Origin of the sequence: Rhizobium sp. ARZ01 (assembly GCF_014851675.1) — a bacterium.
Taxonomy (GTDB): domain Bacteria; phylum Pseudomonadota; class Alphaproteobacteria; order Rhizobiales; family Rhizobiaceae; genus Mycoplana.
Map to the genome: position 1 here is coordinate 2,537,448 of NZ_JACVAE010000001.1, position 18,716 is coordinate 2,556,163.

Genomic DNA, 18,716 nt, shown 5'->3' on the forward strand with positions numbered 1-18,716 from the left:
GGCCACGACAATGTACTTGACGGACAAGAGCTTCGGCTATGCCCTGAAGGAAAACGGACGTGTCATCGCTGCACTTGTTATCCGCAGCAGCGTGACGCGATTCGGAGAGAGCCGCATTGGCTATCTGTGGACCCTCGCGGAACCAGCGATCTATGTCGGCATGTTCCTCTCGATGCACGGCTTTGTCCGGGCGGCATTGCCATTTGGCGACAGCGCCATGCTGTTTTTTTTGACAGGTGTCATCGGATTTCGCATGACAAACCTGATTGCACGCAAAGCAGCGAACGGGCTGTCACACAATCAGGCCATGCTGACCTATCCGCTGGTCAAGCCGCTCGACACGATTATTGCGGCGTTCATTCTGGAGGTGATCATCTGGGTGATCGTCTGCACCCTTTTCATATTCTTCATGTATGCAGGACTTGACCGCAAGATCATCGTCTACCCGTTGGAATTCGGTGCCGCCATCCTGGCCATCGCGTATTTTGCGTTCTCGTTCGCGGTTTTCAATGCAGTGGTTGGAACGCTGGTTCCCATCTGGGCCAAGATCCTCAGCTATGCCAACATGCCCCTGATGCTGGCGTCCGGCGTCGTTTTTGTGCCGGCAACGCTCCCGCCGTCGGTGCTCGCCATCATCTCCTGGAACCCGTTCTTGCATTGCGTCGAATGGTTCCGATCTGCAACCTATCTCGACTACAACAGCATCCTGGACAAAGCCTATCTTTTGTCGGTAGCGACGGGATTGCTGGTAGCCGGCCTGTCGCTGGAGCGGGTGTACCGCAACAAATTGCTAGAAAGCGAATGATAGTCTTCGACAACGTAACCAAGGTCTTCAAGAATCCGCGCGGCGGCAAGAAGGTGATTCTTGAGAATTTTTCGGCGGCATTTCGCCCTGGCATGAATATCGGCATTCTCGGACGTAACGGTGCCGGCAAGTCTACGCTGATGAATCTCATTTCCGGCATTGATACCCCGACCTCGGGGCGCATCTATCGGGAAGGCAAGATCTCCTGGCCGCTGGGATTCAAGGGTGGTGTCCACAGTCGACTGACCGGGACCCAGAATACTCGTTTCATCGCCGACATCTACGGCAAGGACCGCAACGAGGTTCTGGAATTCGTCAAGGACTTCTCGGAACTTGGAACCTACCTCGACATGCCAGTGAGGACCTATTCGGCCGGTATGCGTGCAAGACTTGCCTTCGGGATCTGCATGGCGATCGATTTCGAATACTATCTCATCGATGAGGTGATCGCTGTTGGTGACACGAACTTCAAGAAAAAGAGCAAACGTGTATTCGACGAGCGCCGCGAGAACGCTACGTTGCTTCTCGTCTCCCACTCGTCCTCATTGCTGCGCGCCTTTTGCCACGTGGGCGGCGTCATGAAAGACGGGAAGATCACCTTCTATGACGATATCGAGGAGGCGATCGAAGTTCATGAAGCCAATCTCGCGCAAGGAAAGTAGACTTTGGCCAGAGCGGGGACGTCTGCGTGACTCCGCAAAGCGGATTAACGGGCGTTTGGCGCACCAGAACGGCAAATGCACCGTCTCGTTCCAACTAGCATTATTTCGTAGATAAGAAGAATTCTTTTTTAAAGTCAGCAGCTTAATAGAGTGGACGTGACGCCTCGGCTATCTTTCTACCACGATGATTGCACGGTATTTCGGGTCGTGTCGCCGTCCGTCCCCTGACGGCAGAATCTTCCCCGTGTCGCCTGTGAGTTTATCCTGAGCCATTACAAGTTCAGGAGACAATCATGCAAGACCATACGAGGCGACTGGGGCTACCCTACATTCTGCCTTCCCAAGCGCAGAAGCATGTACCGCACAACGAAGCTCTCGATGTACTGGACACAATGGTCCAGCTGGTGCTGGCAAGCATCGGGAACGCCCCGCCCGCCACACCCGTTGAAGGCGCCTGCTTCGGCGTCGATACAGAACCGACCGGCGCATGGAACGCCGCAGCGGGCGCCGTTGCGCAATGGCGCGACGGTGGATGGCACTTCGTGCAGCCAAAGGAGGGTTGGATCGCCTGGTGCACGACTGAACAACATCTGCACATTCATGACGGTAGTCACTGGCAGCGGTTCGCCCAGTTTCCTACCCTAGGCGTCAATGCCACACCCGACGAAATCAATCGGCTATCCGTTGCGGCGGATGCGAGCCTTCTCTCGCATAACGCGACCGACCACCGCTTGAAGATCAACAAAGCCAGCCCAGCCGACACAGCTAGCCTGATCTTCCAGTCGAACTGGACAGGGCATGCTGAACTGGGCCTCACTGGGAGCAACAATTTCGCAATCAAGGTAGCGAATGCCGAGGGGGACTGGCAGACCGCGCTTAGCATTGATGAGACGGGCCATGTCGCCACGCCTTTGCGGCCAGCCGCCAGGGTCTGGCTGACAGGTGGCATTCAGAGCCCTGCCGCGGGAAGTCTTACAGGCTTCACTGATATGGAGTTTGCAACCGGCGGATTTAGACTGGGCGCTCCCGTTCCGAGTGGCACTGGGCAACAGCTTGTCGCCCCGGCCTCTGCACACTACCTGATCGCCCTCTCCGTTGTCCCAGCCAGCAGCGCCTTCTTCCAGATCGACATTGTGATCAATGGCACCAGAAGCATCACCAACACGTTGACGCAACCCGGAAACCCCACTGGACGAAAACTCTCCTTTACCGGCGTCTTTCCGATCGCCAAGGATGAGTGGATTGCTCTGCGTCATCAGGGAGGAAGCTTCGACTTCAATCTCGACAAAACGGAGTTGTTCATCGTAGCGCTGACCTGAGCGTTGCGGGCGGATATCAAAGGCCATCAGACCGATCGCGGCAGCGCGATCGGTCCACTTCAACCTAACGCGGCGCCTGGAGGAGTCTCTCGAAAATGTCCGTCGAGCACCTTGGCCTCTGGAGTTCCACGTTCGCAACCTTTGCGAGCAACAGGATCCATGAGTTTGTCCCGCAGTGCCCGGATTGCAACCTCCACCCCTTCATAGGCGTAGAAATCGCCGGGTTGCAGGCACTTTTCATGCAGCCAAGAAAGATACCGGCTGCGAACCTCACCAGGAGCCACCTTGTTCCAGGTCCAGAATTTGTCGAGATCAATACCCTTGTCGACGCAGAAGGCCAATTCGGGATGTCGATAGATCGCCTGGCCCATAATGGCTAGCGGGATGCCGTGTTGGATGGCAGAAAAACCAGAGGTGCTGTTGATCGTAACCATGCCCGCGGCGTGGCGTGTCAACAATCCGAGTGAACCGCCGTCGATGATGTGAACCCGGTCGGCGACGTCGTTGAGAAGGCTTACCTGCTCGATGAACTGACGATCCCGACTGTGCCCGCGTTCCATAGGGTGAATCTTGAACACCAACTGGTGCGTGGCTGGGGCATTGCGCGCAAAAGAAACGATCGACTTCAGGATCAGTTTCTGGCTGTTCCAACTACCGGCCGCACGCCCCAACTGGCTGTCGTCGTGAACCTGAAGCGGAATAAGGTAATATTTCCGGTCATAGTGTTCGAGAAGCTTCTCGACGCAGCGGTAGTTGGAGTTGAGATTACGGAACTTCCGGTAGTAGTTCTTGAACCAGTAGAAGGCCTCTGATGCGAGCATGCGCTTCTGCTTGTGAAAAAGTTTGCGCTCGGTCTTGCTCGAAAAGAGGTTTCGAAGCGAAAAATAGAGGAAGGCATACGACGCCATGGCGCCGAACGATGAGGGGTAGGAAGCGCCTTTCGGACGATCTGACAGTCGCCCTGAAAAATCCGTGGGCGGTAACTTGCCCGCGATCGGGGAACGCCAGTTGTTGCCGCCCAATTCAAGCGTGATGTTGCCGGGGCGAAGATACCCTTCCTCAAGACAGATCACCGGAACGCCCAGCTTTTCGCAGCGCGCGATGGCAACCCGATGGATTTCTCTCTCGCAACCGAACAGGACGACAAAGTCGAAACCGTGCGCGCTGACCATTTCAGAAAGCCAAGCGTCCCAGGCGTCCACTGTACCGGAAAAACTCAGCGTCTTTTCTCGCAGTGCAAATAGCCGGTCGCCAACATTGAAGCAGACGCGCCACGCATCGAATCCACTTTCGTTCAGCAGCGCTTGCGCCTTGCGAAAGAACGGCCCGACGGGCCCCTGCAGAAACAAAACGCGCGGAACGCTCTTTGCGGGAAACGGATTGGCCGGCTTGCGGCGGAGATTGAGATAGATGAGCGGCGACGTCGGCATCCTGCCAGAAGGCCTGTCCCCGCGCACGCGCTCGTTCGGCCGATTCAATGAATCGCGTGTGCTTGGCATAATTTTCCAGCTTTGCGTAATGGATGCGCTAGGGTTGCTTGGTCTTTGCATAAAAGATCAATCTCATCAACCGAAACACGTTCAATAATTCTTCCATACTGTTACTTTTTTCGCAGGTGAGTTGTTCCCGCAGCCGGCAGCAGTTCACTCATGCAACCTGCTTCTCAACCGAGACGCCGGTCCCGCAGCCTCACAGCGATCCTGTTTGCCGCACGCGCGATGCGCGATATCGAGCGATCGGCAATCGATCGTGTGGCAGCCCGCCCGTCAGCGATCTCCCGGACCAGCTCCTCTGGACGGCAAGGCATCCCGCTAAGGGGATGGATGTAGAGCGGATAGAGGATCAGCGTTGCAGCAACCAGCATCGGCAAATCGATGCGCCTTGTCCGCCGCTCGATCGGATAGCGATCTTCCGTCAGTCCCCAGCCCGCGTAGAAGGGCATCCCGTGGACGCCCACCGCCTTTCCGCGCAAGAGGGCCTCGAAGCCTGCAAGTGAGGTCATCGTTTCCACTCGGTCGGCCCAGCCAATCCAATGCATAATGTCGCCTTCCTGAACGATCCGATCGGCTGCACCTGGTACCATCCCGCCGGAGCGCGTGCCGGAAACAACGTCCGGATGTTCCTTGTAAACGACATAGGCATCGGGGTAGAGACGCCGCACCGCCGCCACCAGGGCCGAATTGGACTTAATCTCGGGCGAGCCGAAGCGTATCGAGGCATCCTTCTCCACCTGCCCCGGCACCAGTATTTTCAGCCGACCGCCCGGTACAGACGGCATCGATGCGGCGGTACCGACATTGTATTTCGATATCCCGCGCTCAATCAGCGTCAGGCGCAACGCCTCAGCGCGCTGAAGCAGCGCGACGTCGAATTCGGCACTGGCGATGAGTCGCTCCAGCCCACTCGGCTTGCGCGCATCATAATAGACCGTGTCTCCGTCCAGAGCGACGGACGACGGCATGACGAGTGAGACACCGAGTCCTTTCGAGCGGATAAAACCGTCCTCAATTCGGCGGACCTCGGACCCCGCTGGCAACCGCCGATCTGAACCCCAAACAGCAATCACGCCACCGATCTCCGACGCCCTGCGCGTCGCAAGTTCCAGATTCCGGGCATGCAGGGGAGCACCGCGCATCCCCTTCAGAAAGGGTGTCAGCGCCTTGCGCTTCCAGAGCGACATGCCCGCGGTAACGACCCTTTTCGGCAATCGGCGCCGCTGGTCGCGAACCGTGATCGCCTGCTCAATCGCGCGCTCGATCTCGCAATCGGTGCGGTCATGGAGATCCAGATAGCGCGTGTACCTAATGTATGCCGCATCGAATATCTGCTCGACACTCGCCGGCGAGCGCGTGGCTGGTGCCCGGACATGATCCGTCGTGACACCTCGTCCGGAATAGAAGGTGACGCCAAAGCAGTGGACCGGTTTGCCGGCCATCAACGCCTCGAAACCAAGTTGGCTCGACACGGTGTATATGGTGTCCGCCTCTTCCAGAAGTGGCCAGGGATTCATTGGCGGAGGAACGACGATCTTGATACCGAGCCGTTCGGCCGCCTGGCGAAGCAGGCTTCGCTCACCGGCCGCCGGATGCGTGCGCACGACGATCGTCTTTCCGGCATGGTGCTCGGCCGCATGCTTCAACATCACAGCAAAGGTTTCGTCATCGGCCAGCGAGCCGGCAATCGAAGCATCGCCCGCGACCTGATCCACGAGCAGGACATAGGGGTGGCCGTAGGGAATACCCGCATCTTTGAGCCCAATGATCGCGCCATTGTTGTACTTTGACAATTGGGCCTGGCGTATCGTCGCCATCAGGCTTCGTGCCCGCCCCAGATCATGCGGGCTCGTTGCCGGATTTTCCAAAAGGGACTGCAGTCGGCTCGCTCCGGTTGCATCGAAATAGATGCCCTCATCATCGATGACGAAGGCGTGGGAAGGCTCGTCCGGCCCCGGCGCAAAACCCTTCAGAAAGCCATCTTCGAGTAAAATCGCAGGTTTCCCGGTGCGCATCGACAGCGCGTTCGCCCGACGTCCCGATGGCCTCCAGCCCCAGCCGACGAAGGCATCGACACGGGCAGGGTTGCCAAGCGGCCAGAGAACAATGTTGGCATCAAGGAGGCGCGATATATCGGCCCGGATCCGCCATAGACCGGCGGAGGTGACGGCACAGGTCCTTCGTTTCACCTCACCCACGATGCGATCCCATCTTTGGTTGGCTTGCCTGCCGGATCTAGTTCCGGCACTTCTGTGCGCCATTCGCCCGGAAACACCTGAAATCAAAAGGGCGCCGGCATGGCCGACGCCCTCCATAAAAGTCGGCGATGAGAGTATAGAGCCTTCAGTAGAAAGTTCGATTGATATTGTAGGCCGCTGAAGCCGTTCCCGTTACCACCGCCATGAACCTGGCGAAATCGGACGCCGGATGACGCGAGAGATAGATCACGTCGCGGTTGCGAACCGGGAACGACTGCGCAACGATGTAGCTCTGCGCTTGCCCCAGGTCCAGTCGGTAAATGATCGGATAACGCCCCTGTCCATCAGACGTCATGCCCTTGGCCAGCAAATCGCGGAACCGGTCGTCGCCGACGACGTGGCGATAGACGCTCTCATTTTCGTAGCGGAAGATGAAGTAACCCTTCGGGTCGGCCGTCGTCATCCTGCCGCCGCCGGCAAGTGCCGCTGCTTCGATCAGGCTGAGACCACTTGAATCGAACGGAACTTTGCCAGTCTTTACCGTCTGCCCCAAAGCCGAGAAGGTCTGCGGATCAAATGTCAGGTAGATCTGATCGGCAGGCTTGACGATGATGTCTTCCTTCGGGTTGTCCACGATCGTCTGCAACAGAACCATTCCCGTGCGACCGCCGCGTTTGAGCGTTACATAGGTGTCATATGCCGGCTTCGACGCTCCGCCTGCCCGCGCCAACACCTCACTCAGGTGTTCGGCGCTGAGTCCAAGGGGAACCAGCCCTGCCTTGTTGACGTCGCCCTGAACGGAGACGTTGCGCGACTCGTTTCCGGACATTGACACGAGCACATCCGGCTCGACGGCCTTCGCCTTCAGCGCATCCACGATCGTCGTGCGCGCCGTCTCAAGCGTCATGCCGGCAAAGCGTACCGATCCTACATAAGGAATCTGGCCGCGGCCGTCCGGCTGCACGACCACCGGGATCGTCGTCGATTTGCGATCCGTCGTCGAGAAGAGCCCATCGGGTCCGGCTTCGAATATCGTCACGTCGAGACTGTCACCCACGCCGATCACAGGCACGCCACCGGCTCCACCGAAACCGAAGGTGCGCGCAAGGCTCGGCGTACCCAGCGTGGTTACCCCATTGGCAACACGCTGGTCGATCTCCACAACATCGAAGACGATCTTGGTCTGCGGAATCTTGTAGGAACTGCCACCCGCAGCACCCGATTCGATCACCTCGTGGGTCAGCGGACCATCGCTCGGAACAAGGCAGCCGGAAAGCGTCAACAGCGCTACGCCGACTGCGAAGCGCGCCAGAGACCGCGCACGCCTCGTTTCCGAGTTGCCGATGCTTTTATTCTTGTTCATCACACTGCAATTCCCCTTCGCCATACCCTTTTAAGATACAGCGCCGAAAACGGACAACGGTCCGCCCCATCAAACGTGTCGATGGAAAAGTCAATGTCCCACCGCGATCTGTCCCCTAGACCGTGCCACGATAGGCGTCCGCCGTCACCATGGAGCAAATCCCTTGCACATTCGTTACGCCAAGAAAAGCCGATTTCGCGGCGCCTCGCTAAAATGCCGCTTTTCCACGAGAATTTACGACTGAGTGCGGCAAATAGGGCGCATTTGATGGTGCAGAAAATCAGTATTTCGCCGCGCATTGCGCCCTTAATCCGGAATCAGACGCTGGTTTGAAGAGACAGGCGGCATCCTCCGCGCCATTAGTTCCTGACGCGGCCGTTGGCCGGATCGTACAACGGCGTCAGATGTGGCGTGCAGGGCACGCGCCTGCCGGCCACGTCCAGTTCGTAACGCCCGGAAAGCACATAGTCAGGATCGACGCCGTCCCGATTGCGCACATAGCCAAAGCCGATTGGCCGACCGATCGTGTGGCCGAAGCCGCCGCTGGTGAGCCACCCCGCCCTTTCGCCGTTTCGGTAGATTGTCTCGCGGCCGAGTAGTATCGTTTCCGGATCATCTGGCACGAAACAGACAAGGAGCTTTCGCACCCCTTCGGCCAATTGCCGCTCGATCGCCGCCCTGCCACGAAAATCGGTTGCGCTACGCGTCTTCACAGCCCAGGCGAGACCAGCCTCGACCGGCGTATGATCTGGTCCGATATCGGAGCCCCAGGCGCGATAACCCTTTTCGAGCCTGCAGGTTTCCAGCGCGCGATAGCCGGCGTTTGCCAGTCCGTCTCCCCTGCCCGCCTCCATTAGCGCATCGTAGACAGCGGCCGCATCCTCAACAGGCATGTGGAGCTCCCAACCGAGCTCGCCGACATAGGTTATGCGCATCGCCCGCACTGGGCGACCGGCCACCGTGATGGCCCGGACGGTGGCAAAGGGGAATCCCTTGTTCGATACGTCGTCCTTCGTCAGCCTTTCCAGGATCGAGCGGGATTTCGGCCCCATGACCACCAGCACGGACCATTTGTCCGTCACATCTTCCAATGCCGCATCCAGCCCGGCTGGAATATTGCGCGCAATCCAATCGGAGTCATGGGTAGCGAATCCGGTCCCGGTGACGATGTAATATTCGTCCTCCGCGATCCGCGCGGCCGTCAAATCGCATTCGATGCCGCCGTGGTCATTGAGCATCTGGGTGTAGATCACAGAGCCCGGTCGGCGAGCCACGTTGTTTGCGGCGATCCAGGATAGCGCCCGTTCGGCATCCCTTCCCTTCAACACGAACTTGGCAAAGGAGGTCTGGTCGAAGATCACCGCCGCCTCCCGCACAGCACGGTGTTCCCGAGCGACGGCCGGGAACCAGTTCGGCCGGCCGTAGGTGTAAATGTCCTGCGGCTTTTCTTTCGCATTGAGGTCGGCAAACCAGTTGGGCCGCTCCCAACCCAGCTTTTCGCCAAAGCAGGCGCCTTGTGCCTTCAGACGATCATAGAGTGGCGAGGTACGAAACGGGCGCGCGCTGGCATGCTCTTCGGAAGGCCACGCCATTGTGTAATGCTTGCCGTACGCCTCGACTGTTCGGCGGCGGATCCAATCGGTGTCGAAATGCGGTCGGCCGAAGCGGCGTATGTCGACCGGCCAAAGATCGAAGGGCGGCTCGCCGTTCGCCACCCATTCGGCAAGCGCCATGCCCGCCCCACCGCCGGACGCGATGCCGAAGGCGTTGAAGCCGGCGCCGATGAAGAAATTCCGCAAGCCCGGCGCTTCGCCGAGGATGAAGTTGCCATCCGGCGTAAAGCTCTCGGGGCCGTTCAGAAGCTGCTTCACGCCGGCGGTTTCGAGCGCAGGCACCCTGCCGAGGGCGAGTTCCATGATCTGCTCGAAGCGTTCTAGATCGGGATTGAGCAGGCTGTAGTGGAAGCCTTCAGGAATACCGCTTGTCGCCCAGGGCGCCGGGTTCGGCTCATAGCCGCCCATGACAAGGCCGCCGACCTCTTCCTTGTAGTAGGTCAGCCGGTCAGGGTCGCGCAGCGTCGGCAGGTTCGTGGGTACGCCGAAAGCTTCCGTGATGAGATACTGGTGCTCCATCGGCACCAGCGGTACGTTCACGCCGAAGCGGGCGGCGAATTCCCGCGTCCATTGCCCGGCACAGACAACGACACGCTCGCACTCGATCCGGCCGCGTGCGGTGACGACGGCGCGAATGCGCCCGTTGTCGATCTCAATGTCAGTGACTTCGGTGTCCTCGAAAATCGCAGCACCCGCCATCGTCGCCCCGCGCGCCAGCGCCTGCGTGATGTCGGACGGATTGGCCTGGCCGTCTGTTGGGAGGAATGCCGCACCGACGAGATCGTCGATCGTCATCAGCGGCCAAAGTTCCTGCGCCTGCTTAGGTGTCAGCAGCTCCATCTCCAGGCCGAAGGATCGTGCGGTCGTCGCCTGGCGCCTGACCTCAGTCCACCGCTCCTCATTACAGGCAAGCCGAAGCCCCCCATTCATCTTCCAGCCGGTCCCCAGTCCCGTCTCGGCCTCGAGCTTCTTGTATAGGTCAACCGAGTAGCCGAGGAGCTGGGTGATGTTGGCACTCGTGCGCAATTGCCCGACGAGGCCTGCCGCGTGGAAGGTCGTTCCCGACGTCAGCTTCTTGCGTTCCAGGAGAACGGTGTCGGTCCAGCCGAGCTTCGCCAGATGATAGGCCGTCGAGCAGCCGATGATCCCGCCGCCGATGACGACAGCCTTTGCGCTCGCTGGAAGCTCCTTCATCGCTCCCGCTCCTTATGCTTCTGAATGCTGGAATTGGTCATACGCCCGCTCGAACCGGGCGAGATTGTCGGCCGTGTAGCTGGCGTAGTCGAAATCGATGGTCGAATGGAGCTCCGAGACCATGCTCCACAGGGTCTCCCGCAGCAGCGAGGCGCATTTCATCGCCTGATACCGCCGCCATAGATCGCCGCGCGCCGGCCGCTCGAAATAGGTCTCCAGCAGCCACATCTCCTGGGCTTCACTGAATTCGTTGTTGGACGCCAGCCCACCGAGATCGAAGAGCGGTGTGTTGTAGCCGGCATAGTCCCAGTCGATCAGCCAAAGCCGTTCACCGTCATCTAGAAAGTTCGCGGCAAGAAGATCGTTGTGGCCGAAGACAATGTCGTAAGGCCCGGCCGCCGCTTCGAGCGCCCGCGAGGCCTGAATAAGCCCCTTCAGTCGCGGAACATGCGGGCTACCGGCTTCGACCAGTGTCGCGGCATAATCCTCGATGACATGAAAGGCCCAGAAAATCGTCGCCGCCCCGCGATAGTGTCGTCCGGTCTCACGGTGGCAAGTTTGGATAAGCGGCACGATGCGCTGGAGATAGGCGGGGGATCGGACGTCCTCCGGCGTCAGTGTCCGGCCGCAAATATGGTCGAGGACGAGAATTCCGGGTTGGTGGTGAACGACCGCCGGAGAGATTCCGGCCGCATGGGCGGCCCGGCTTGCCGCGACCTCGTTCTGCCGGCTGATCTGGTGGACCGGAATATCATCGCCCAGCCGGACGACATAAGTTCGCCCATTGTCGACAACCCGATAGTTTCGATTGGTAATCCCCCCCGGCAGAACGCTCACCTCCGGTGCGCCATTCCACAGGGGCAGCGAACGGATCGTATCCAGCGCCGCCAAGTCCATTTTTGTCCGTTCCCCGGCGCGCCTCCGTGACGCGCTCATTTTTGGAAAAGCTCCCGCACCCGCCAAGGTCTGTCAAGAGAAATCCACAAAATCTAACACACACATGGCTTTTTGTTGTATTCTGCGCCGTGCAGCGTCGAAGTCGACGTTGATTCTTTGGGCTTTATGCGCGCAACTCTTTGCGCCGCGGACGCCATGAATTATGACGATGCATCGGCGTTTACCGCAGATCGCAGCACAGGGAACGGCATGGATACGCCAACCAATACACCCACGCTTTCCAATCATCGCGAACGCGAAATACTGGACGAACTGCGACTTGCCGGCGGCTCCAGCCGGATCCAGTTCCTCGCGGAGCGCCTGCGGGTCTCGGAAGAGACGATCCGCCGCAACATCCGCACGCTGGAGGCAAACGGCCTCGTCACGAAAGTTCACGGTGGCGTCCACATCACCGACAGCGTGAGCGAGCAGCCGCTGCATTTTCGCATGAACGTCAACCCGGAGCCGAAGCGCCTGATCGCCGCGAAGGTCGCCACGATGGTCAAGAACGGCGACAGCCTCTTTCTCGACATCGGCTCGACGACTGCATTCATTGCCGTCGCCCTTCAGAAGCACCACGACCTCTTCGTCGTCACGAATTCGCTTTCGGTCGCGCATACGCTCGCGACACGCAACAACAACCGTGTCTACTTCGCCGGCGGTGAACTTCGCGCACACGATGCCGGAACCTTCGGCATAGAAGCGCTCAGTTACATCGAGCGTTTCAATCTGCAGCATGCAATCCTGTCGGTCACCGCGATCAACGCGCGTTCCGGCTTCATGCTGCAGGACATGCAGGAGGCCGATATCTCCCGCATTGCGGCGCGCCATGCGCAGAACCGGATCATCGTCGCGGATGGCCAGAAGTTCGGCCGTTCGGCGCCGATCACGATTGCTCCGCCCGACACCTACGACGTACTGGTCACCGACTCGGAACCGCCCGCAGATATCCGCCGCATGCTGGACCAGAACAATGTCACGCTCGTGCTCGCAAGCTCGCGGGATGTCTGAGCACTCAACCAGCCTCGACACGCTCAAGAGACAGAGACAAAAATGCCGCCGTCAGGATCTAAGCTCAACAAGCTCGACAAGCTGGACGGCGGCATTTCCGGAGCGCTCTTCGTGGACGCTTCTCTGTGCGGGTCCCCTCTGGACCTCGTGATATCTGAAGCAGAAATCATGCCAGACGCATTTTGGCTCATTTTCGAGCGACAATCCGCCATTGAAACTCTTCTCGCCAGATAACAACGCCCAATTCGGCGGCAATACGCCCGCGTAGTATTGTGCAGGGCACAAAAACCGGGCAGCCCCGAACAGGCGCGCGGCTGACAAATGACCGAAAATGGTACGGCCCGCAGAAGCGGGCCGCAATTTTACAGTATCCGGACTACCGGCTCAGAACTCTTCCCAGCTCTGCTCGGCTGCCGCCGCACCGCCACCGAAAGCCCTCGCGACCCGCTTGCCGAGCGCGCGGGCGGCGGACACGACCGGACGATGCTCCGAAGTGACAGCGGACAGCGCCGAGGACTGACGTCCGCCAATGGCATCTGCCAGCTGGAACTGTGCCAGCAGGGCGTTGAGCGAGGAGACCTCTGAGGCGAGCGTGTGGCTGGCCGCGGTCTGCTCCTCAACCATCGCCGCATTCTTCTGCGTACCCTGGTCGATGTTGTTTACCGCGGAACTGATCTCGTTCAGGCCGGTCGACTGTTCACGCGCCGAGCGCACAATAGCTGCGACGTGCTGGTTGATCTCCTGCACCTGTCCGACGATTTCCTCCAGTGCAGTGCCCGTCTCGCCGACAAGCGCCACTCCGGTATTGACCTGTTCGCCGGACTTGGTGATCAGCGCCTTGATTTCCTTGGCAGCATTTGCCGAGCGCTGTGCCAGTTCGCGAACTTCCTGGGCCACGACGGCAAAACCCTTGCCCGCATCACCGGCACGCGCGGCCTCGACCCCGGCGTTGAGCGCAAGCAGGTTGGTCTGGAAGGCGATCTCGTCGATCACGCCGATGATGTTGGAGATCTCGCGCGAGGAGGTCTCGATGCTGCTCATCGCAAGAACAGCTTTCTTAACGATATCGCCGGACCGCTCGGCACCGGCGCGTGTGCGGTCTACCAGCTGTCCGGCATCCTCGGCGCGTCTGGTCGCGTCCTTGAGCGAGGTCGTGATCTCCTCGAGGGCTGCCGCCGTTTCCTCGACGGAAGCGGCCTGTTGTTCGGTACGCGTTGCCAAAGCGTCAGATGCGGTGCGGATTTCCTCGGTGCCGGCACGGATCACCTGCGCATTGGTGCCGACCGACTGCAGCGCCTCCTGCAGTTTTTCGACCGATGCGTTGAAGTCGTGGCGGATCTGATCCAGCGATCCATTGAAGGCCGTATTGATGCGATGGGTCATGTCGCCATCGGCGAGCTTCTGCAGGCCGTTGGCGAGCGCGGTGACGGCGAGTTGCGTCTGACGCTCACGTTCAGCTGCTTCCTCGGCACGCTGCCGGCGCTCCTGATCGGAAAGCGCGCGATTTTCCTCAGCCTCCGCCTCCAGCCGAAGCTTGGCGACGCTCGCATCGTGCAGCACCTGGAGCGAACGGGCCATCTCGCCGATCTCGTCCTTGCTGCTCGATTCCGACAGGTCGATATTCGTTCCGCCGCGGGCAATCTCACCCGTCGCGGAAATCACCTTTTCCAGACGCTTGCGGAACCGCGCCGACAGCATCCAGCCGATTGCGACCAACAGGCCCGCAGCAATGGCAATGATGATGATGGAAGTGATTGCCAGGCTGGTCAGATGCGCAAACAGCGTCGCTTGCGGGACGGAGACCACCGAGTACCAGGTCGTTCCCTCCAGCAGCTTGACCGGAACGGCAACCGCAATATTGTCCGCCCCGCTCCCGTCCGACAGGTCGAAGGCCTCGCCGGGATTTTTCATCAGCGCTTCCCAAGCGGAAACGTCGAGACCCGAATCCTTCAGCGCCTTGCCGAGCAGGCTCGTATCTGGATGGCTGACAACCGCCCCATTCTGGCTGAACAAGGCAACGAAGCCGTCGCCGAGCGGCTTGAGCTTGGCCATGTCGGCGGCCAAGGAATTGAGCGCCAGATCGACCCCGGCAACACCGACGAACTTGCCGTCAAGCGCCAGCGGCACCATGAAGGACGACATCAGCACGTCCTTGCCATTGATCGAGTAGCTGTAAGGCTCAGCCAGGAGCTCCTTCCCGGTCCGCTTGGGAACCTGATAGTAGTCGCCAGCGCCCTCCTTGTCGTAGTCGACCAGCGCCTCGTGGGCGATCGCATCACCCGAACGCGGGAAATAAGGAATGTATCGTCCCGTCGCATCGTGACCGGGCTTGTTGGCATATTCGGCGTCCTTGCCGTCAAAGGCATTGGGCTCCCAGCCCGTGCTGACACCGAGTGCGAATGGATTGTCGACCATCAGCTTGTGCAGCAGCGCGTCTGCACCTTCCCGCGACGGTACACCGGCTTCCTTCATCGCGTAGAGCGACGAGCGCAGGTTCTGGCTCAGCGCTTTCGCACTGGCAAAATAGGTTTCGACATTGGCGGCGCTCGTCTGGGCCGCGTTGGTCATCTCCGCGATCGAGCGCGCCCGCACTTCCTCGAACGACAGATAAAAAAGCGTACCAGCAGTGGCCACCGTCGTGGCAACGCCTGTAGCCACGATGGCAAACATGTTGCGCGCAGTCGCAGTCTTCAAAAACATCAATGGACTCCTGATCCCGGCCGGGCAATCACAGGCGCGGGGAGCATTCACCGGGTGGAAGGGGAACATGCCGAAGGCGGGAGAGCGCGAACTCATTTCGCCCCGCAACCCTAGTGCGACTTTCGTTGAAGAATAGATAATGCGCAAATGTACGAAGGCGCCTATTGTTGAGTGGACACGATTGTTCGAAAAAGAAGAACTGACCGTTCGCCGCCTGCAGACTTCAAGTGAACGACGGTGAGCGCAATATTCTGGTCGACAAAGTCCTTCTAACAGAGGCAGGAGACCCAGATGACCATGCAACTGACCGGCATTCACCACCTGACCGCCATAACAGCAAACGCGCCGGAGAACCTGCGCTTCTACACCCAGACCCTTGGCCTGCGTTTGGTCAAGAAAACCGTCAACCAGGATGATACCAGTGCCTACCATCTGTTCTACGCCGATGGCCTGGCGTCGCCCGGCACGGACCTGACCTTCTTCGACTGGCCGGTCGGGCGCGAGCGCCGCGGTACGCACAGCGTTTCCCGCACCGGGCTTCGCGTTGGCAGCCTCGAAACTCTGAAATGGTGGAAGGCCCGCTTTGCGGAACTAAATGTCAATGCCGGCGAGATTCGCGAGCTCGGCGGCCGCCAGACGCTCGACTTCGAAGACGGCGAAGGCCAGCGCTTCCGCCTCACCGTCGATGACACAGGCGCCCCGTCGCATCCCTGGGCAAAGAGCCCGGTTCCGGCCGAGCATCAGATCAAGGGCCTAGGCCCGATCACGATGAGCGTGCCGGATATCACCAACACCGAGACAATTCTCGTGCAGGTGATGAACATGACCGAGACCTCGAAGTATCCGTCACCTGACGGCACGGGCGAGGTGCACGTCTTCTCCATGGGCGCCGGCGGACCAGCGGCGGAACTGCACGTCGCCGTCGAGCCGGGACTCGAGGCTGCGCATCAGGGAGCAGGCGCCGTCCATCACGTCGCCTTCCGCGTCCCCGACGTGGAAGCCCTTCATGCCTGGACGGAGCGGATCCACGGTTTCCGTGTTCCCTCGAGCGGTGAAGTCGAGCGCTACTACTTCCGCTCGCTCTATTTCCGCGAGCCGAATGGCGTGTTGTTCGAACTTGCCACCGACGGACCCGGATTTGCCGTCGACGAGCCGCTCGAAAAGCTTGGCGAAACGCTGTCGCTGCCGCCCTTCCTCGAACCGCGCCGCGCGCAGATCGAGGCCCGACTGAAGCCGCTGGTCATTGACTAGGATCGATGCGCCAAGCGGCTCGCACCGGAGCGGGCCGTCTCTCACGAACTGCCCGCTCCGAACTCTCAGCAGCGTTTGGCGGTCGTTGCCGGGAGCACGGCCCCTCACAGGACGAGAGAGAACCGTTTATCCTTGCTTAGAATTTGCCGGACATGCGCTTCCTCGCGATCAAACGTGTGAGGAGCATTCTCGATGGTCTGATGGGATGATGACGACTGGGTTGCATAAAAGTCAAACCCGTATAGATCCACCGCGCGGCAAGTTGACCTGCGAAACAGCTCGATTGCCGTTAGGCCGGTGGTGGGACGCTCGACGCGTGCATTCTCGGCCAAGACATGAATTTCTTTCACTGGATGAACGTACAACTCCCTCAGCAAGATTGTATCGGCCGTCATTTTTCGTCGGTAAGGTGACATCCATAACACGCGACTTGCCCCAAGATTGTCGAGGCGGCTTTGATCGAGTGGAATGCCGGTTGCAATCCAATCCGTCCTGAAGCCATGCGACCTGCGGCTTACTATGGGCACACGGTTGAAGCGAACGACAATGTCGTGGCTGTCGATCAGTGACCCGTGGCTGGATGAGCCGAGCGACCTGGCATTGCCAACCAGCGCGACGGTCTTGCCCTCAAGTTCGCGAAACAGCCTTTCCCGACTGACCGTCATGGCTGATACAATTCTGGTGGCGAGCATGGCGCGATTGACCAACCGCCTCAACTCCGAGCCAACCAGAGAAGATCGAACACCCTTAATGCGTGCCATGGCAGCACCGCTGACGCCAAAATTGGCTACCGAAACATCGCTTTCCTGGTAGCTCTGCAGCACCGTCAGATTTTCAAAGTGCTCGCGGAGCAACGCAAGCCACCACTGGTGGGGCTCAACGGTCTTGCTCTTGTTGAGGCCATCCGGCAGAACGTCATCGGAGTAGTTCACGGATATCGCCGCAAAGAACCGCACCCCGGCCGAGGCCATCAGAGAAAGCACCCTGTCGATTTCCACGCGATCCATTTGCGGGAGTACATCGGTTAGATCAAGGAATTGACCTTCCGAAAGTCTCCGCTCGATGCTTGCAACCGTTACGGATTCAACCATCGCCGCGGACACGCCAGCATCTTCAGCGATGAGCTTTGCGACCTTCTGATAAAATTCGTCCCGCGTCACAAGGGCCTCGTGAGATCGAAAACACTCGCCGCTTCTAGTCTGGATTGCGCGAAGTGCCAACACAAAGAATCGCTATCGGAGAGGCGGTGGATCGGCATGACCGAACCGAAATCGTATCGGATCACATGGGTCATCGAGGCTCGGCTGGAGCCGCAGGTGACGGAATAGCGCCGCGTCCACGCAGGTTCGCGTTTAAGGCGACATCCAAACCCACGGAAAACCCCAACAGGATCATTGCCATCCTGTCGGGGTTTCCGTTTGATGTTCCAATTGGAATTGGCCGGGCGTATCCAAATAAACTGTAGCCAGGCCGACGAAAGGAGTGCCACCATGACGAAACTGGTCGCGATTTCGGGAAGTCTGCGCAAGGCCTCATTCAACACGGCATTGATGCGTGCTGCGATCGCCATGGCGCCAGCCGGCGTCGAAATCGTCGAAGGGACGATTCGCGGTATCCCGCTCTACGACGGCGACGAGGAAGCGGCGAGCGGCGTGCCGGAAGCGGCAGCGAAGCTCAAGGACCTCGTGGCTGCGGCCGACGGCGTGATGCTGTTCACGCCAGAGTACAACAACGCAATCCCGGGCGTCTTCAAGAACGCGCTCGACTGGATGACCCGTCCGGCATCCGACATCTCGCGCGTCTTTTCCGCCAAGCCCTTTGCCATCACTGGCGCTTCGCCCGGAAATTTCGGCACGCTGCTGTCACAGGAGGCGTGGCTGCCGATCATGCGCACGCTCGGCACCCGCCCGTGGTTCGGCACCAAGCTGATGGTCTCGAAGGCCGGCTCCGTCTTCGACGCAGATGGGAAGCTGGTGGACGAAGCGACCGAAAAGCGACTGCGCAGTTTTGTCGAAGGATTCGTGTCGTTCGTGCAGGAAACGAAGTGATGAGATACTGGTGGGCGTCGCGGACGCCCACCAGTTGCAGCGCACTTTGAGTGCGTAATTATGCCGTCCTCAACGCGCACGGGCGAGATCAAACAGTGCGCGCTTCATCCAAAGGTCGCATCG

13 protein-coding genes are annotated in these 18,716 nt (G+C 59.6%); 6 read left to right on the forward strand and 7 right to left on the reverse strand.

The genetic code is table 11. The features are described from left to right. The first annotated feature begins 10 nt into the window (after positions 1 to 10). The 3 genes from IB238_RS12115 (at position 11) to IB238_RS12125 (ending at position 2,786) form a co-directional block, all read left to right on the forward strand. Positions 11 to 805 carry an ABC transporter permease gene (locus tag IB238_RS12115; protein ID WP_192246530.1) on the forward strand — a complete coding sequence of 265 codons (795 nt, stop codon included), beginning with the start codon at positions 11 to 13 and terminating at the stop codon, positions 803 to 805. After that, positions 802 to 1,467, forward strand: a complete 666-nt coding sequence (locus tag IB238_RS12120) for an ABC transporter ATP-binding protein (protein ID WP_192246532.1) — start codon at positions 802 to 804, stop codon at positions 1,465 to 1,467. The genes IB238_RS12115 and IB238_RS12120 overlap by 4 nt, the downstream gene beginning before the upstream one ends. 293 nt (positions 1,468 to 1,760) lie before the next feature. Continuing rightward, the gene (locus tag IB238_RS12125) at positions 1,761 to 2,786 is read left to right on the forward strand and encodes a DUF2793 domain-containing protein (protein WP_192246534.1); all 1,026 of its coding nucleotides are present in this window, start codon (positions 1,761 to 1,763) and stop codon (positions 2,784 to 2,786) included. 59 nt (positions 2,787 to 2,845) lie between these two features. Here the strand turns inward: IB238_RS12125 and IB238_RS12130 are convergent, their stop codons facing one another. The 5 genes from IB238_RS12130 to IB238_RS12150 form a co-directional block, all read right to left on the reverse strand. Then, positions 2,846 to 4,285, reverse strand: a complete 1,440-nt coding sequence (locus tag IB238_RS12130; protein ID WP_192246536.1) for a hypothetical protein — start codon at positions 4,283 to 4,285, stop codon at positions 2,846 to 2,848. Positions 4,286 to 4,449: 164 nt separating this feature from the next. Continuing rightward, the gene (locus tag IB238_RS12135) at positions 4,450 to 6,477 is read right to left on the reverse strand and encodes a capsular polysaccharide biosynthesis protein (protein ID WP_192246538.1); all 2,028 of its coding nucleotides are present in this window, start codon (positions 6,475 to 6,477) and stop codon (positions 4,450 to 4,452) included. A 145-nt stretch (positions 6,478 to 6,622) separates the two neighbouring features. Further along, the gene (locus IB238_RS12140) at positions 6,623 to 7,840 is read right to left on the reverse strand and encodes a polysaccharide biosynthesis/export family protein (protein ID WP_192246540.1); all 1,218 of its coding nucleotides are present in this window, start codon (positions 7,838 to 7,840) and stop codon (positions 6,623 to 6,625) included. 359 nt (positions 7,841 to 8,199) lie between these two features. Beyond that, positions 8,200 to 10,647, reverse strand: coding sequence for an FAD-dependent oxidoreductase (locus IB238_RS12145; RefSeq protein WP_192246542.1), 2,448 nt, complete (start codon positions 10,645 to 10,647; stop codon positions 8,200 to 8,202). Positions 10,648 to 10,659: 12 nt separating this feature from the next. Then, positions 10,660 to 11,538 (reverse strand): phosphotransferase, encoded by an 879-nt coding sequence (locus tag IB238_RS12150; protein ID WP_192247731.1) that lies wholly within the window; start codon positions 11,536 to 11,538, stop codon positions 10,660 to 10,662. Positions 11,539 to 11,793: 255 nt separating this feature from the next. Here IB238_RS12150 and IB238_RS12155 point away from each other — a divergent pair, with 255 nt between their 5' ends. Beyond that, positions 11,794 to 12,594 (forward strand): DeoR/GlpR family DNA-binding transcription regulator, encoded by an 801-nt coding sequence (locus tag IB238_RS12155; RefSeq protein ID WP_192246544.1) that lies wholly within the window; start codon positions 11,794 to 11,796, stop codon positions 12,592 to 12,594. Positions 12,595 to 12,978: 384 nt separating this feature from the next. Here IB238_RS12155 and IB238_RS12160 read toward each other — a convergent pair whose 3' ends face one another. Further along, entirely contained in the window at positions 12,979 to 15,294 is a 2,316-nt protein-coding gene (locus IB238_RS12160; protein ID WP_192246545.1) for a methyl-accepting chemotaxis protein, read from the reverse strand. 291 nt (positions 15,295 to 15,585) lie between these two features. On the opposite strand from IB238_RS12160, the gene IB238_RS12165 reads away from it, so the two are divergent. Next, positions 15,586 to 16,545, forward strand: a complete 960-nt coding sequence (locus tag IB238_RS12165) for a ring-cleaving dioxygenase (RefSeq protein ID WP_192246547.1) — start codon at positions 15,586 to 15,588, stop codon at positions 16,543 to 16,545. A gap of 104 nt (positions 16,546 to 16,649) precedes the next feature. On the opposite strand, the gene IB238_RS25050 is transcribed toward IB238_RS12165, so the two are convergent. Then, entirely contained in the window at positions 16,650 to 17,705 is a 1,056-nt protein-coding gene (locus tag IB238_RS25050; RefSeq protein WP_192246549.1) for a glycosyltransferase family 29 protein, read from the reverse strand. A 330-nt stretch (positions 17,706 to 18,035) separates the two neighbouring features. On the opposite strand from IB238_RS25050, the gene IB238_RS12175 reads away from it, so the two are divergent. Next, entirely contained in the window at positions 18,036 to 18,593 is a 558-nt protein-coding gene (locus tag IB238_RS12175; RefSeq protein ID WP_192246551.1) for an NADPH-dependent FMN reductase, read from the forward strand. Positions 18,594 to 18,716 lie beyond the last annotated feature (123 nt).